This window comes from Paenibacillus sp. Dod16, assembly GCF_049893405.1.
Lineage (GTDB): Bacteria > Bacillota > Bacilli > Paenibacillales > Paenibacillaceae > Paenibacillus_AQ.
The window spans coordinates 252,544-268,689 of the sequence record NZ_JBNDYG010000001.1; the positions used below are offsets into that span (position 1 = coordinate 252,544).

General features: G+C 53.2%; 13 protein-coding genes. 11 read left to right on the forward strand and 2 right to left on the reverse strand.

What is annotated here, in order from left to right; genetic code table 11:
- Nucleotides 1-17: 17 nt before the first annotated feature.
- The 5 genes from argB to argH all read left to right on the forward strand — a co-directional run bounded on the left by argB (nt 18) and on the right by argH (nt 6,228).
- Nucleotides 18-854, forward strand: a complete 837-nt coding sequence (argB, locus tag ACPV3A_RS01080; RefSeq protein ID WP_426197919.1) for an acetylglutamate kinase — start codon at nt 18-20, stop codon at nt 852-854.
- Nucleotides 855-1,106: 252 nt separating this feature from the next.
- The gene (locus ACPV3A_RS01085; protein ID WP_426197920.1) at nt 1,107-2,327 is read left to right on the forward strand and encodes an acetylornithine transaminase; all 1,221 of its coding nucleotides are present in this window, start codon (nt 1,107-1,109) and stop codon (nt 2,325-2,327) included.
- A gap of 58 nt (nt 2,328-2,385) precedes the next feature.
- The gene (gene argF, locus ACPV3A_RS01090) at nt 2,386-3,342 is read left to right on the forward strand and encodes an ornithine carbamoyltransferase (protein ID WP_426197921.1); all 957 of its coding nucleotides are present in this window, start codon (nt 2,386-2,388) and stop codon (nt 3,340-3,342) included.
- 106 nt (nt 3,343-3,448) lie between these two features.
- The gene (locus ACPV3A_RS01095) at nt 3,449-4,681 is read left to right on the forward strand and encodes an argininosuccinate synthase (RefSeq protein ID WP_194539897.1); all 1,233 of its coding nucleotides are present in this window, start codon (nt 3,449-3,451) and stop codon (nt 4,679-4,681) included.
- A 131-nt stretch (nt 4,682-4,812) separates the two neighbouring features.
- Entirely contained in the window at nt 4,813-6,228 is a 1,416-nt protein-coding gene (gene argH / locus ACPV3A_RS01100; protein ID WP_426197922.1) for an argininosuccinate lyase, read from the forward strand.
- 187 nt (nt 6,229-6,415) lie between these two features.
- On the opposite strand, the gene ACPV3A_RS01105 is transcribed toward argH, so the two are convergent.
- A complete protein-coding gene (locus ACPV3A_RS01105) occupies nt 6,416-7,189 on the reverse strand; it encodes an alpha/beta hydrolase (protein ID WP_194539896.1) in 774 nt (257 codons plus the stop codon).
- A 316-nt stretch (nt 7,190-7,505) separates the two neighbouring features.
- Between ACPV3A_RS01105 and ACPV3A_RS01110 the strand changes: the two genes are divergently transcribed.
- Entirely contained in the window at nt 7,506-8,234 is a 729-nt protein-coding gene (locus ACPV3A_RS01110) for a polymer-forming cytoskeletal protein (protein WP_339220272.1), read from the forward strand.
- A gap of 283 nt (nt 8,235-8,517) precedes the next feature.
- Here the strand turns inward: ACPV3A_RS01110 and ACPV3A_RS01115 are convergent, their stop codons facing one another.
- Entirely contained in the window at nt 8,518-9,954 is a 1,437-nt protein-coding gene (locus tag ACPV3A_RS01115; protein WP_426197923.1) for a VanW family protein, read from the reverse strand.
- 206 nt (nt 9,955-10,160) lie between these two features.
- On the opposite strand from ACPV3A_RS01115, the gene ftsE reads away from it, so the two are divergent.
- The 5 genes from ftsE to ACPV3A_RS01140 all read left to right on the forward strand — a co-directional run bounded on the left by ftsE (nt 10,161) and on the right by ACPV3A_RS01140 (nt 16,079).
- Nucleotides 10,161-10,847 carry a cell division ATP-binding protein FtsE gene (gene ftsE, locus ACPV3A_RS01120; protein ID WP_113059704.1) on the forward strand — a complete coding sequence of 229 codons (687 nt, stop codon included), beginning with the start codon at nt 10,161-10,163 and terminating at the stop codon, nt 10,845-10,847.
- Nucleotides 10,837-11,745, forward strand: a complete 909-nt coding sequence (gene ftsX, locus ACPV3A_RS01125; protein WP_194539893.1) for a permease-like cell division protein FtsX — start codon at nt 10,837-10,839, stop codon at nt 11,743-11,745. The genes ftsE and ftsX overlap by 11 nt, the downstream gene beginning before the upstream one ends.
- Before the next feature lie 27 nt (nt 11,746-11,772).
- The gene (locus ACPV3A_RS01130) at nt 11,773-13,059 is read left to right on the forward strand and encodes a murein hydrolase activator EnvC family protein (RefSeq protein WP_220683716.1); all 1,287 of its coding nucleotides are present in this window, start codon (nt 11,773-11,775) and stop codon (nt 13,057-13,059) included.
- Nucleotides 13,060-13,190: 131 nt separating this feature from the next.
- Nucleotides 13,191-14,660: a S41 family peptidase gene (locus ACPV3A_RS01135; RefSeq protein WP_071219771.1), complete on the forward strand. Its 1,470-nt coding sequence runs from the start codon at nt 13,191-13,193 to the stop codon at nt 14,658-14,660.
- 96 nt (nt 14,661-14,756) lie between these two features.
- Entirely contained in the window at nt 14,757-16,079 is a 1,323-nt protein-coding gene (locus ACPV3A_RS01140) for a PDZ domain-containing protein (protein WP_426197924.1), read from the forward strand.
- Nucleotides 16,080-16,146: the final 67 nt, after the last annotated feature.

Here is a 16,146-nt window from a genome sequence, read left to right on the forward strand (position 1 = left end):
GGACGGAGGAGACGGATATGAAGAGCACGATCGATCAAAAGGTTACGCTGCCGGTTCAAACATCAGGTGCGGATACGTTCGTGATGAAATGCGGCGGCAGCACGCTCGCGGCCCTTCCTGACAGCTTCTTCGAGGATTTGAAGAATCTGCAGCAAAAGGGAGTTAACCCCGTTATCGTTCATGGTGGCGGACCCGCGATCTCCGGCAACCTGGAGAAGCTTGGCATCGAGACCGAGTTCGTGAACGGGCTGCGCAAGACGACGGAGGATGTGCTGGACGTTGTGGAGATGGTCCTTGCGGGCACCATCAATAAACAGATCGTACGACGAATTCAAAGCGTAGGCGGCTCTGCCATCGGTTTATCCGGCTCGGACGGCGGGCTGATCGAGGCCAAACCGGTGACGAACCACGCGGAAGTCGGCTGGGTCGGCGACGTTACGTTTGTGAAGTCATCCGTCCTGAACGGCGTGCTGGAGATGGGATACATGCCGGTGGTTGCGCCGATCGGGGTGGATCAATCCGGTCAGCGCTACAACATCAATGCCGATACGGCGGCGGGTGCCGTTGCCTCCCACCTGGGGGTTCGCCGGATGATCGTTGTCACCGACGTGCCCGGGATCATGAAAGGATCAGGCGGCGAGAAGCGGGTGCTTCCAACCGTGACGGTGCAGGAGATCGAGGATATGATCGGGACAGGCGAAATCTACGGCGGCATGATACCAAAGGTCAGAGCGGCCATCAGCTGCATTCACGGCAAGGTGAGCGAGGTTGTCATCGTGGACGGCAGCGAGCCGAATGTACTGAGCCGAGTGCTTGGCGGAGAAGTGCTGGGCACGCGCATCGTGCGGATGTAGATTTAGATTCGAGATTGTAGAATATAACGGCTTCAACAGAGAATGTGGAATTGTTCTGGAGAAGCAGCGCGGTCGCCTTTGCCCCCGGATTTTAACCGCTGCAATCATTTCAATAACAATCTGGGGGCAACAGCGATCGGAAGAACAATCCACATGCGCAGTGCTGGTTAAGCTTAATGGATGTTCATATCGTACGACGGTTCAAACGTGAAACACGAAGCTATGCCAAATGCAAAGGAGTGTGTGAAGGTTATGGGAAAAGAAACAGCAGCAGGCGGTGTTAAAGCAGCGAATGAAAGCTCGTTGTTTCAGACGTACGCCAGATATCCAATCGCCCTGGTCAAAGGGGAAGGAAGCTGGTTATGGGACGCTCAAGGCAACAAATATCTTGATTTTATGGCAGGCCTGGCGGTAACGAATCTCGGCCATGCCCCGGTAAAAGTGAAAGAGAAGCTGAAGTCCCAGCTGGATGAATTGTGGCATGTCTCGAACCTGTTCCACATTCCCGGTCAGGAAAAAGCAGCCGAGCTGCTGACGGCGAACACCTGCGCGGATGCGGTTTTCTTCTGCAACAGCGGGGCGGAAGCGAACGAAGCGGCCATTAAGCTGGCGCGCCGCTACCATCAGAAGGTAAAGGGAACGGGACGCTACGAGGTCATTACGTTTACGCAGTCCTTCCATGGACGGACGCTGGCTACGCTGACGGCCACCGGCCAGGATAAGGTAAAGGAAGGTTTCCTTCCGCTTCCGGCAGGCTTCAAGAGCGTTCCGCTGCATGACCTTCCGGCACTGGAAGCGGCTGTTAACGACAACACCGCTGCGATCATGATCGAAATGGTTCAGGCGGAGGGCGGCGTGCATCCGGTGGAGCCGGAGTTCCTTCAAGCCGTCACCGGGCTGTGCAAGAAGCATGGACTGCTGCTGATCGTGGACGAGGTGCAGACGGGCATGGGCCGGACCGGGAAGCTGTTTGCGCATGAGCATTACGGCATTGAGCCGGATATCTTTACTGTGGCCAAAGGGCTCGGCTCCGGGTTCCCGGTCGGCGCGATGCTGGGTAAAGCTTACTTGCGCGAAGCCTTCACGGCAGGAAGCCATGCGACAACGTTTGGCGGCACACCGATTGCGAGCGCCGTTATCCAGGCCACTATTGAAACGATGCTGGAGGACAATGTGCCGCAGCGTGCGGCCGAAGCCGGAGAATATTTGATGACGAAGCTGAATGAGAGCCTCGGCAGTCATCCCTTTGTGAAGGCGATCCGGGGTAAAGGTCTGCTGATCGGCATCGAATGCGTTGAGCCGGTTGGCGAGCTGGTGCTGAAAGGGCAGAGCCGCGGGCTGCTGTTCGTAACGGCAGGACCGAATGTGATCCGGCTGCTTCCGAATCTGTACGTCACTAAAGAAGAGATTGACCAGGCGGTATCGATTGTTACGGAACTTATACATGAGCATACGGCGGTTAGCCAAGCATAGAAGAATCGTGCAGTGACATTTTGGACAATAACAGCATGGTTAAGGAGGACTGGAGAATATGGCCACTAGCGGACAAGTGAAGGAATTAAGCCTGAAAGGGCGGGATATGGTCGAGCTGGACGAATACTCGACGGAAGAGATTCAGTTCTTGCTTGATTCGGCAATTGAGATCAAACGCAAGCAGAAGAACGGCGAAGTCTATCAGCCGCTGAAAGGCAAGACGATCGGATTGATTTTTGAGAAGTCGTCCACGCGGACGCGGGTTTCATTCGAGGCTGGGATGTTCCAGCTGGGCGGACATGCACTCTTTTTAAGTAAAAACGATATTCAGCTCGGACGCGGCGAGCCGATCAGCGATACGGCGCAGGTGATGTCCCGTTATTTGGACGGCTTAATGATCCGTACCTTCGGGCACGACAACGTGGTCAACCTGGCAAAATATGCCTCCATTCCGGTTATCAACGGCCTGAGCGACATGGCGCATCCATGTCAGGTGCTGGCCGATTTGCAGACCGTGCTGGAGCACAAGGGTAAGCTGAAAGGTCTCAAAATGGCCTTTATCGGCGATGGCAACAATATGGCGCATTCGCTCCTAATTGGCGGCGCTAAGATGGGCATGCATGTGGCCGTAGCCAGTCCGAAGGGCTATGAGGCGGATGCCAGCATCGTGAAGCTGAGCGAGGAAATCGCGGCGCAAACGGGTGGCAAAATTACGATTACGCAAGACCCGATCGAAGCCGCGAAGGATGCGGACGTGATCTATACGGATGTATGGGCAAGCATGGGCTTTGAAGAGGAGCAGGCACAGCGGGAGGCTGCGTTTGCGGACTACCAGGTGAATGAGGAACTTGTGAAGGCGGCGAAGCCGGATTACTTGTTCCTGCATTGCCTCCCGGCCCATCGGGGCGAAGAGGTCAGTGAAGGCGTGATCGACGGTGCCAATTCCGTCATTTTTGATCAGGCCGAGAACCGTCTCCATGCCCAGAAGGCTTTGATGGTTGCTTTGATGGCATAATGCCGTTGATGGCAAGCGAACATTCTCTATGAAAATGCGTCAATGGACGTTATCTTTAGTATAATGAACGACAGGGTTGATAGTAACAAAGAGAGGGAGTTTAACGATGGCAAAACAAAAAATCGTGCTGGCGTATTCCGGTGGCCTGGATACGTCCGTTATTCTGAAATGGCTGAAAGAAACTTACGATGCGGAGATCATTGCTTTCACGGCCGATATCGGCCAGAAGGAAGAGCTGGACGGACTTGAGGAAAAAGCGCTGGCGACCGGCGCCTCCAAAGTATACATCGATGATCTGCGCGACGAATTTGCAACGGATTTCATCTATCCGATGTTCCAGGCGGGTGCTATGTACGAAGGGCAGTACCTGCTCGGGACCAGCATCGCGCGTCCGTTGATTGCCAAGCGCATGGTGGATATCGCTCGTGCCGAAGGCGCGACGGCGATTGCGCACGGCGCTACGGGCAAAGGGAACGACCAGGTTCGTTTTGAGCTGGGCGTAGCCGGCTTGGCACCGGACATTGAAGTAATCGCGCCTTGGCGCATCGAGGAGTTCCGTAACTCCTTCCCGGGTCGCGCAGAGATGATCGCTTACGCGGAAGCCCATGGCATTCCGGTAACGGCATCCGCGGCGAAATCCTACTCCATGGACCGCAACCTGCTCCATATCAGTTATGAGAGCGGCGTGCTGGAGGATCCTTGGTTCGATGCTAGCGCAGAGGACAGCAAGGATATGTACCTGCTCAGCGTATCGCCTGAGGATGCGCCGGACGAGGCGGAATACCTCGAGCTTACGTTTGAGCAAGGGAATGTTGTTGCGCTGAACGGCGAAACGATGAGCCCGCTGCAAGTAATGGAGAAGCTGAACGAGCTGGGCGGCAAGCACGGCATCGGTCGCGTGGATATGGTGGAGAACCGTTTCGTAGGCATGAAGAGCCGCGGTGTCTACGAGACGCCGGGTGGAACGATCCTGTTCACCGCTCATCGCAAAATGGAATCCATCACGATGGACCGCGAAGTGATGAACCTGCGCGACAGCCTGATTACCCGTTACAGCACCTTGGTTTATAACGGTTTCTGGTTTGCGCCGGAACGTCTGGCACTGCAGGCCCTGGTAACCGAGAGCCAGAAGAACGTATCCGGTACGGTGCGCGTGAAGCTGTATAAAGGCAACATTATCGGCGCAGGCGTAAAGAGTCCGGTTAGTCTGTACAACCCGGATATTGCTACGATGGAAGCCGATCCAACGCAAGCTTATGATCAGGGCGATGCGACCGGCTTTATCCGCTTGAACGCACTGCGTTTGAAAGTGGCAACCGGCGTGAACCAGAATCAATAAGTTTACAATAATGAACAGGCTGAAGGCCGTTTTCATGCAAGGGAGCTCCGTTGATTCTCGCGTAACCGGGATCAATGGGACTTCTTAAGCGGGAAGCGGCCCTCTGCCTTAAACAGAGAGGGGCAAGTGTTGTGAGCAAGTTATGGGGCGGACGCTTTACGAAGCAGACCAACGCATTGGTAGAGGAATATACGGCATCCATCGGTTTTGATAAGCAGCTGGCTGAGGAGGATATCCAGGGAAGCCTTGCGCATGTGTCCATGCTGGGCAAATGCGGCATCGTGCCGGCAGAAGACGTGGAGACGATCAAGGCTGGCTTGAACAAGGTGCTGGAGCGCATCCGTGAGGGCAGCATCGAGTTCTCCGTTTCGGATGAGGATATCCATATGAACATCGAGAAGAATCTGATCGAGGAAATCGGACCTGTCGGCGGCAAGCTCCACACAGGGCGCAGCCGTAACGATCAAGTGGCTACGGATATGCATCTGTATTTGCGTAACCGCGTGGTGGCGCTGACCGGCATGCTGCATGAGCTGCAAACCGCATTAATCGGGCAAGCCAAGGATAATCTGGATTCAATTATTCCGGGGTATACGCATCTGCAGCGTGCTCAGCCGATTCTGTTTGCGCATCATCTGATGGCTTACGTGTCCATGTTCCAGCGGGATATCGACCGTCTGATCGACAGCTATAAGCGCATTAATGTGTTGCCGCTCGGGGCAGGCGCGCTTGCGGGGACAACGTTCCCGATCGACCGCCATTTCGTGGCGGAGCAGCTTGGGTTTGACGGCGTTTACGAGAACAGTCTGGATGCGGTCAGCGACCGCGACTTCATTCTGGAATTCCTCTCGGATGCTTCCATCATCATGATGCACTTGTCCCGTTTGAGCGAGGAGCTGGTGCTCTGGAGCAGCACGGAGTTCAACTTCATCGAGCTGGATGATGCGTTCTGTACGGGCAGCAGTATTATGCCTCAGAAGAAGAATCCGGATGTACCTGAGCTGGTCCGCGGCAAAACCGGACGGGTATACGGCAACCTGATGGGTCTGCTCACCGTGCTGAAGTCGCTGCCGCTTGCTTATAACAAGGACATGCAGGAAGATAAAGAGGGCATGTTCGATACGGTGGCTACGCTGGAAGGCGCATTGCAGCTGTTTGCTCCGATGATTGCCACGATGAAGGTCAACAAAGGCCGCATGCGCGAAGCGGTGAATACCGACTTCTCCAACGCAACCGACATCGCGGACTTCCTGGTTGGCAAAGGGCTTCCTTTCCGTCAAGCGCATGAAGTGATCGGCAAGACCGTATTGTACTGCATCCAGAACAACAAGTATCTGCTGGACCTGACGCTGGATGAGTTCAAGCAGTTCTCGGAGCTGTTCGACGACTCCATTTATGGTGTGCTTCAACCCGAGACGGTAGTCAATGCGCGTAACGTTTACGGCGGCACGGCAACCGAGCAGGTGAAGGCGGCCATTGACCGCAGCGTGCGGACGCTTCAGGTTACGGAAGAATGGCTGGGTCTCCGTCAAGGGAATGTAGAGTAACGATACAGAAATCGCAAGCGTGAAAAAATAGAGGTGGACCGGCAAACGCTACATTTGCCGATCCACCTTTTTTAAGATATCAAAAAAGTATGAACGAATCGCAGGGGCGGTGTCCTCCATTGCATGCGGATAAACCGAACAGCGGGACAACTGCTGCCCGTAGGATGGGCATGCATATCTGGATTCATCAGGCTTTCAACGGAAGCCACTTCAGCACATCCTGAATGTGAGTATCCCAATATCCCCAATCATGGCCGCCTGGGCCTTCCAGATAGGTGAGATCGAGGGAGGTTTCTTCGCAGGCCTTGCGGAACGCTTGATTGTCTTCATAGAGGAAGTCTTCGGTTCCGCAGCATTGATACAGCAGCGGCTTAGGCCCCTCTGATCGATCGACTTCCTGAAGCAGCCACAGCAGGTCGTTGTCGGTGCCGGTAATATCTTGATCTCCGTAGACTAATTGATGTTCAAACAAGGCCTCATTCCTCCGGACATGACCCGCCATATCGAGCGCGCCCGACAAACTGGCAGCTGCGGCAAAGGCTTCGGGACAGCGAAGGGCCAGCTTGAATGCCCCGTACCCGCCCATGGACAAGCCGGCGACGAAGTTATCTTCTCTCGCGTGGGATAACGGGAAGAAGGAACGGGCAATGGCCGGCAGCTCCTGGCTGATGAAGGTCCAGTATTTGCCGCCGTATTCCATGTCCGTATAGAAGCTGCGGTGCACCTGCGGCATAACGACGGCAATGCCCATCTCGGCCACATAGCGTTCGATGGAGGTTCTGCGCAGCCAGATGGAATCGTCGTCGGACAGGCCGTGCAGCAGGAAGAGCGTCGGATGCAGCCCTTTTTTGGCATGATTGGTCATACCAATCTGCGAAGAGGTTTGCTGAGGGAGAATAACGGTCATGGACGTGCTGAGACCGAGTACCTCCGAGTAGAAGTGACATTGCATAAGAGCCATGTTATGTATCCCCTTTCACTTTTGTAAATGTGAGATCGAAAAGACGAGTCTATTTAAATCATATCACAATCCTCGGGGATATAAAGGCGGCTCGGGCCGGAATCGAAATGGATAGGATAAGCTGCATACTTCATCTCGGTCTCGAGACCGAGGCGAAGTTCAGCCATCGGGCTGTTCTATGATTAGCGGGGTTGTGGTATCTTAGAGGGAGATTATGGCTCCACCCTGGTGGAGGATGGACTTTTATTTAAGGTAATTGTTGTGATGAAGCAGTTTAGATATAGATAGTGATTACTTTGTGATATGGAGGATACTCATGATACCACGTGACGACAAGCTATCCGATCTGAAGATTACGGGCACCGGAAGTTCAAGCGGCGGCCAATACGACAAGGTACGCATTGACGGTGCCGGGCAAATAAATGGAGATCTGGAGTGCCGGGAATTGATAGGCAATGGAACGATGAGCGTCAATGGCGCCGTCGCTGCGCGTACGATTCGCGTGAACGGTTCGGGAACCATTAAGGGGGCCGTGGAGTCTGAGGAGCTGAATGTTGCCGGCAGCCTGAGCTTGAAAGAAGGATTGCGCAGCAGATCCATCTACATCGGGGGGCATTGCAGCGTTCACGGAGATTCCGAATCGAAGAAGCTTGAGGTTACCGGAAACTTGAGAAGCCATGGTGATGTGCGGAGTGAATCCGCCACGTTCCAGGGAGGCTTTAAGATCGATGGCCGCCTGCATGTTGGAACAGCGGATATCCGAGTATTGGGTCGCTGCCTTGCACAGGAAATCGTTGGAGACCGGATCACGATTCGCAAAAAAGGGAAGCGGCTCTGGGAAATGCTGTCCTTGTCTTTAAGGGGAACGCGCCTGGAGGCTCGTATTATTGAAGGCGACGTCCTTGATCTCGAGTATGTCGAAGCTGATATCGTCCGCGGTAATCGGGTGATCCTAGGCAAAGGCTGCGAGATTCGGCAAGTGGAGTACAGAGATGAACTGTCACAGCATCCGGAAGCCGAGGTCAGAGCGTCCAGGCGGTTTTAAGGGTGGAAACCATCCCCGCGTTCAGGCCTTAGGCCGAACAGGTGGAATATACCGAGGCCTTCAGCGCAGATGCCATGGCAGAAGTCGGGACCTTTTATAAAATCGATGTCTTACACTAAATAGCGGCAAGGCAAACAGCCCGGATTCGCGGTTCTATTCGCGAATCCGGGCTGTTCCATGTTTCTACTATGTTCGGTATGACCAATGGGAAATCCTCAAGGGCTTTCGCCGCAGAACGGAACCGATAGAGTAGACGTCGATGTTTTTAATGCTATCTCCAGGTTTAGGGTGCGCTGATACCGTCCTCAACCACTTCCTCTTTCGGTGTGTCATTCGCTTCCGGCAGTTGGACCTCGCTTGTCGGATTGATGGCAACGATGCTGTTCTGGGGGCGATAGGTATCCTTGGATATTTTAACCTTCTCTACAACCTTGCCGTTTACTTTCTTGGTTCGGTAGGTTTCAACCACATAGCCTGGCTTCCCGTTCTGAACCACCTGCTTGAGTCCTGGCGGCAGCGAGTTATTGTGAATGACCTTCTCTGGTGACGGCAAGGTTTCAACGGTGGTGGACACAAGCTCATATTCCGTGTTTTCCGGGAAGGTGCCAAACATCTTCAACGTTAAATTACCGTGCGATACTTCCGATAAAATAAGCAGATGCTTGCCTGTGTTGTTTCGGAAACGGAAATTGATCGCCCCTTCCGCGAAGGTGGCATCCTGCCCCTTGGGCAGGTAGCTGACCGGAAGGGAATGATTCCGCCTTTCGGTGATCTCCAGTCCGATCAGTAGGGCGGCATGATACACCGTGCTGGATACCTGGCAGATTCCGCCGCCGATGCCGGGGACCAGCTTGCCGTTCACGATGACAGGAGCTTCTTCAAAGCCGTATTCCTTTTTCGCGGTATCAATAATATGAGCATAATTGAATTCATCGCCGGGCTTCAGAATCATGCCGTCTACGGATTTGGCAGCAGCGGTCACGTTATGAACGCGTCCAGGCCCGCTGGATCCGAGACTGGTGGAGAATTCAACGATTTTGCGCTCAATCCCTTCATCCTGCAGCGATTTTACGGTAACGGGGGGCTTTTGACGGATGAGAGGCAGCGAAACCGTAATGATCTCATCGGGATTCGGCTCGGTGAAGTGAGACTCATTCGGAAGCACAGCGTTGAACCCTTCATAGAATGCGGGCCAATCAATACGGTATGCCGTTTTCTCCGGAGTGTACCGGACAACATCATCTTCGGATATGCTCCGTACCGCATTGACGGGTTCCCCGAAGCGTTCCTTTTGCCACTCTTCGCTCAGCCTCTCTTTTAACACATCGCGATCCCAGTCCGTGGATATATGCCATTCCAACTGAAAGTTACGCCGGTATAGAACTTGATCCCATAGTGATCCTTCGGACAACCTGGCGATAGCCTCCTGAAAATCGGCTGCGTTGAATTGAACCCCGGCCTCTCGGAGAGTGAAGCTTTCCGTGTGTCCCTTAAGCGCGTCCGATTGCAGCTCCACCTTCAGCGCTGTCATCGCCTGCAGCCGTTGATCCAGCTCTGACAGCACCTCGTCTGATGGTTTACCGCCTACCTGCCAACCGGAGAGAACAACCCCCTTCGGGAGTTCCTTCTGGTTCACGTACATCGTCAATAGACCGAAGCCGACGGAGAGGAGAAGACCGAAACTGATGACAATGATGAGACCAAGATGAATTTTTTTCATTCGAAACCACCTTCTTAACTTCGTATTGGCCGCAGTTCATGCACTTGTTCATGTATATGTCACGGTGGGCTTAAACTTTCGGGTACTCAAAAGGTAACAAATTTGTTACAATAGACGATGTCGTGAGGATTTTTAATGGATTTTAAAGGAATTCGATGGAAACTGTCGAAAGTATAATGGCTAATTAAGGATTGGGAAGTGATGAAGTGATCGAAATGCAGGACGTATGGAAGACCTATCCGAACGGCGCTCATGCGCTTCAGGGAGTTTCCGTCAAAATCAATCGAAATGAATTCGTCTATGTTGTCGGACCATCAGGTGCGGGCAAATCGACGTTTATGAAACTTATCTATAGAGAAGAAGTTCCTACCAAGGGTCAAATTTCCGTTAACGGATTTAATATCGGGAAGCTGCAACAGCGCAAAATCCCCTATGTTCGCCGAAATATCGGGGTTATTTTTCAAGACTATCGTCTGCTGCCCAAGCTGACTGCTTACGAAAATGTAGCTTTTGCCATGGAGGTTATTGAAGCGCCGCCGCGTCTCATCAAGAGACGGGTCATGGAGGTGCTGGAGCTTGTGGGTCTGAAAGCCAAGGCGAACCGCGAACCTTCCCAGCTCTCCGGCGGGGAGCAGCAGCGGATCGCAATCGCCAGAGCAATTGTGAACAACCCCGCCGTCATTATTGCGGACGAGCCTACAGGTAATCTGGATCCGGAAACCTCGTGGGGCATCATGCAGCTGCTGGATGAGATCAACTTCAGGGGAACCACCATCGTAATGGCTACCCACAACAGGGATATCGTGAACACCATGCGCAAACGCGTTCTTGCGATTGAGCACGGACAGATCGTTCGTGACCAGCAGAGAGGAGATTACGGGTATGAATTTTAGAACCTTCTTGCGGCACTTGCGGGAAGGGGCGAAGAGCGTTTTCCGGAACGGATGGATGTCGGTCGCATCCGTCACTTCCATCGTGGTGTCTTTGTTTATACTCGGCGTTTTCATGCTGTTAGTCATGAATGTGAACGCTTTAGCCGATAAAGCAGATAGCAATGTGCAAATCAATACGTACTTAAATCTCAACGTGGATGAGAAGCTGCGCGAGACCATTAAGGGTGAACTCGAGGCCATGCCGGAGGTCAGCGCCATCAAGTTCGTGTCCAAGGAAGAGGGCATGAAGGAGCTTGAGGAAAGCCTGGGCTCCGAATGGGTGGAAGGCTTCAGCGAGGCGGACCAGAATCCCCTACCGGATGCATTCGAAGTTTCCGTTATTGAACCGACCACGGTCGGTTTTGTTGCCGACAAGATTACGGCCCTGAACAAGAAGTATACGGAGGAGCCGATCCTGCGTGTCAAGTATGGGGAAGGCACGGTAGAAACCCTGTTCAAGATTACGAAGACGGTACGGAATATCGGCTTTATTTTCGTAGCGGGACTCGGCTTGATGTCCATGTTCTTGATCTCGAACACCATTCGGGTTACGATTTTGGCCCGTCGCCGCGAGATCGGCATTATGAAGCTTGTCGGCGCGACCAACAACTTCATTCGCTGGCCGTTCTTCGTGGAGGGCGCCATGATCGGCCTGATGGGCTCCATTGTGACGGTCACGCTGTTGTTTGTAGGCTACAACCGCCTGTACGCCGCATCGCAAACGGATTTGACGTTAGCCCAAAGTTTAATCCCTCTAGGCGATTTGTGGCTGCCGATCGGCACCATTGTTGTTGGGCTGGGCATTGTCATTGGCATCTGGGGAAGCACCATGTCGATACGTAAATTTTTGAAAGTATAAAACAAGGTAAAGGATGGGGAGCGAAACTTGAAGAAGATCGCCGCAGGAGTAGCAGCCTTATTACTGGCCACTGTTATGATCCAACCGACCGTCGGACAAGCCGAGAAGAAGACTTCAGCCGATGTAGATCGAGAGCTGAGAGTGCTTCAGGAGCAGGTCAAGAAAGCTCGGGCGCAGAAGAACAAAGCAGCGGAAAATAAACAAGAAGCTCAGCATTACAAGAAGAAAACAACGAAGAATCTGAAATATGTGATGGAGCAGATCAGCATCGTCAGCAATGAATTGACCAAAATCTCCATGAAGATCGAGGAGACAGAGGATCTGCTAAGAAAAACGACCAAGGAACTTGAAGCGGCGGAGGAGCGTATCGCCTCCCGTGAGAAGCTGTTGGAATCCCGAATTCGCCTCATCTATATGGATGGGCAAGTATCGTATCTGGATGTGCTGCTCTCCTCGACCAGCTTCAGCGATTTTATTGAGCGTGCGGATTCCTTGAAGACGATCGTTAACCAGGACCAGGATTTGCTGGTGGAGCATAAGCAGGACAAGCTGCTGGTCATTGACAAGAAGAAGGAACTTGAAGGACAGTATGCAACCGCCAAGGACCTGTATGGCCAAATGGAGGACCGTAAGAGCATCTTGAACGAGAAGGAACAGGAGAAGCGCGTACTACTGGCCCAGTATGATCAGGAAATTGAGGATGCGGAAATCTTGACCGAAGAGCAGGATAGAATGCTGGTTGCCCTGGCAAGCAAACGTTCGGATCTGCAGAAGGAAAAGAATAAGCTTGCGGCCGAGGAAGCTGCCCGTAAAGCGGCGGCTGCCAAAGCGGCTGCGGCAAAAAGAGCGGCTGCGGCGAAAAGAGCCAAGGCGACCACCCTCGGCGGTAGTAGCGGCGGCGACGGATATACAGGTAACGGCGGACCATTCGCCCTTCCGGTCTCCGGGGCCAGACTGTCTTCCGGTTATGGGCCGCGAGTCCATCCGGTAACGGGTGAGGTTGGCAAGATGCATACGGGCCAGGATTTTGCGGCTCCGCAAGGGACGGAGATCCGTGCAGCCGAGAGCGGCACGGTGATCTTGGCCGAATGGTGGAGCGGTTACGGAAACTGTGTTATTGTTGATCATGGGGGCGGCGTATGGACATTGTATGGACATATCCGCAACGGCGGCATTAAAGTCAGCGAAGGCGATAAGGTGTCCAGAGGGCAGAAGATTGCCGAAGTAGGCTCCACGGGTCAGAGCACAGGACCGCATCTTCATTTTGAGGTTCGTGTCAATGGATCGCCGGTGAATCCTTCGCCTTATCTGTAACAGAATTTCAGGACTTATACCATATAACCTTCAGACCGCTGTATAAATATTCCCGGCAAGCCAATCATATACTAGGTGGACGGGATTCCCCGTGTGTGTAGCAGTTGAAACGTACAAAGGCGGTGAAGTACTTGCTGAAAAAACGAACGGCTGTCTTTCTGGTCATAGCTGCCATGCTATGCGGCGTGCTGTTAACGATGGCTTTGACCCAGCTGCCCGCTCCCAGCCAGACTGGAGACGGTGAGGGGCTGCTGGCCAGTATAGCGAACAGGAATGGGCTGGAGCAGTCTGAAGCGAAAAAACTGGGGACAGCAATTGACCTCATCGAAAGCAATTATTACAAGGATATCGATCGGTCGAAACTGATCGACGGCGCCATCAACGGGATGATGGAAGCGCTGGAAGATCCATATTCCAACTATATGGGAAAAGAAACGGCAGCCCAGTTTGAAGAGAGCATCGAGGGCTCCTTCTCGGGGATTGGCGCGGAGGTGTCCTCTGTAGATGGCAGTGTGGTCGTTGTGTCTCCGATCAAGGGATCTCCTGCGGATAAAGCCGGCATTCGGGCGAAGGACACCATTCTTTCAGTCAATGGCGAATCCTTGCAGGGCCTTGAGCTGAACGCGGCCGTCAACAAGATTCGCGGTCCGAAAGGCTCCAAGGCCGTCCTTCAGATCAAGCGTGCTGGCTCCGAGCAGCCGATCGAGTATGTTATCGTTCGTGATGACGTCGATCTGGAAACCGTATCGGCACGGATGGAGAAGGGCGGAATCGGCGTTATTGAGATCTCCCAATTCTCGCTGAACACAGGCGAACGCTTTAAGGAAGAACTCGAGAAGCTGGAAAGCCAGGGCATGAAGGGACTGCTGATCGACGTCCGGAACAATCCAGGCGGCGTGCTGTCTGTTGTCATTGACATTGCAGAACAGTTCGTACCTAAAGGCGAGTTGATCGTTCAGGTAGAGGATAAGAATAAGAAGCGGGAGAAGCATCCTTCGAACGGTGAGGCGAAATCTTATCCGATTACGGTGCTGATGAACAAGGGCAGCGCCAGCGCTTCCGAAATTTTGGCGGGCGCACTGCAGCAATCGGCGGGAGCTACCTTGATGGGKGAGCATTCCTTCGGTAAAGGAACCGTGCAAACGAGCTTTGATAAGCAGTTTGGCGATGGAAGCCTGCTCAAGGTAACGATTGCCAAATGGTTGACGCCAAACGGTACCTGGATCCATGAGAAGGGAATTGAGCCGGATATTCAGGTGTCACAGCCGGAATACTTTACCGTTGCACCGATCGATAAGAAGAAAACCTATACGTACGACACCAATAGCACGGATGTGAAGAACGCGCAGATCATGCTTGAAGCCGTTGGTTATAAGACAGGGCGTACCGATGGCTATTTCGACCGGAACACGGAGAAGGCGATCAAGAGCTTCCAGAGCAAGCACAAGCTGAAAGCGGACGGTATCCTTAACGGCGCCACCGCCGAGGCGTTGGAAGCCGCATTGATCGAGAAGATTCAGGATCCGAAAGAGGATAATCAAATGAATCGCGGAATTGCCGAGGTTCGGAAGGAAATCGCCGCTCAGGCGTCGAACAAGTAAGAAGGCTGAACGTTAGCCTTCTTTTTTTCTTTTAAGATGATATTAGAAAGTATAAGCTTTGAAGCGTCTTGAAGCTGAAAGGAGCGTGGCAAGCTGTTGGAGACATTGAAACAACTGCTTATGTATGGGATAGATGCAGGCATACAACTGCTGACGCAGCCCTTTTATTATATTTCGATTTTGTTTGTGATGCTGTTTTACCGAAGGCAGGTGCTGGTGGAGCGTAAGCTGTTCCATGTGAAGCTGCATTCCTGGGGGTTGCAGACATGGCGAACGTTTCTGGGCGGGCTGCTGGCAGGAATCGGCGTGTCCATCGTTGTGGCCTTCCTGGGGATATCCTTAAGCCTGGAAGCCATTATATGCATATGGGTGACTTCCCTGATCCTGATGCTGTTTCATATCCGGTACTTATGCTTTGCCTATTCCATCGGCCTTCTTGGGATCATTCAGTTTGGATTAAGCTGGTTTCCCAATTGGCAGCCGGAAGGCTGGATCAGTCATGTAATCACAACGATTGTTGGATTGGACATTCCCGCGCTGCTGGCTTTATCCGCCGTCCTGCATTTTGCCGAAGCCTTGCTTGTCAGGATACAGGGTTCAGGTTTTGCTACACCGTTGTTCCTTGAAGGGAAGCGTGGCAAGCTCGTTGGCGGCTATCATATGCAGAGTTTCTGGCCGTTGCCCTTGTTCCTCCTTGTTCCGGCGGTAAGCGGAGGCAGCGTGCTGCCCTGGACGCCATTCTTCGGCGGTGATGCCTGGAGCACAGGCTTTACCATGATGGCGCTCCCGGTCGTGATCGGCTTCGGGGAAATGACGCAGAGCATGCTCCCGCAGGAGAAGGCAGGAATCACATCGAAGCGGCTCATATTCTACGGAGCGATTGTGCTGGCATTGAGCCTGCTTGCCGAGTGGTGGACACCGCTTACTATCGTGGCTGCACTAGCGGCATTACTGCTGCATGAGGGCTTGGTGTGGTACAGCCGTTATGAAGAGCAGCAGCGAAGTCCGATCTTTGTGCATCCGATTCGTGGACTACGCGTCCTCGCGGTGCTTCCGAATAGTCCGGCAAGCGAACTGGGCATTCTGGCTGGAGAGACGATTCTGAAGGTGAACGGTAAACTGATTCACAGCAAGGAACAGCTGCATAGCGCCCTTCGTCAGAATTCGGCCTTCTGTAAGCTGGAGGTTCAGAATCATCAAGGGGAGAGCAAATTCCTGCAGCGTGCGATTTACGCGGGGGATCATCATCAGCTGGGAGCAATCGTGGCGCCTGACCCGAGGGATGGCATAGCGGTGAGATTGAAGCCGGTAAGCTTGATCACGCTGCTGGCGAACAAACTTCATATTCGCAGCAAGCGGGGTTCTTCCGACAGCACGACGACCGGCGGTTCCGAAGAAACAGGTTTCCATTCCTCATGATACTGGAAGCGGGCCTTTGTCCTATATCGGACAAAGACCCGCTTTTTTTGTTGCAAAATGCTGTATA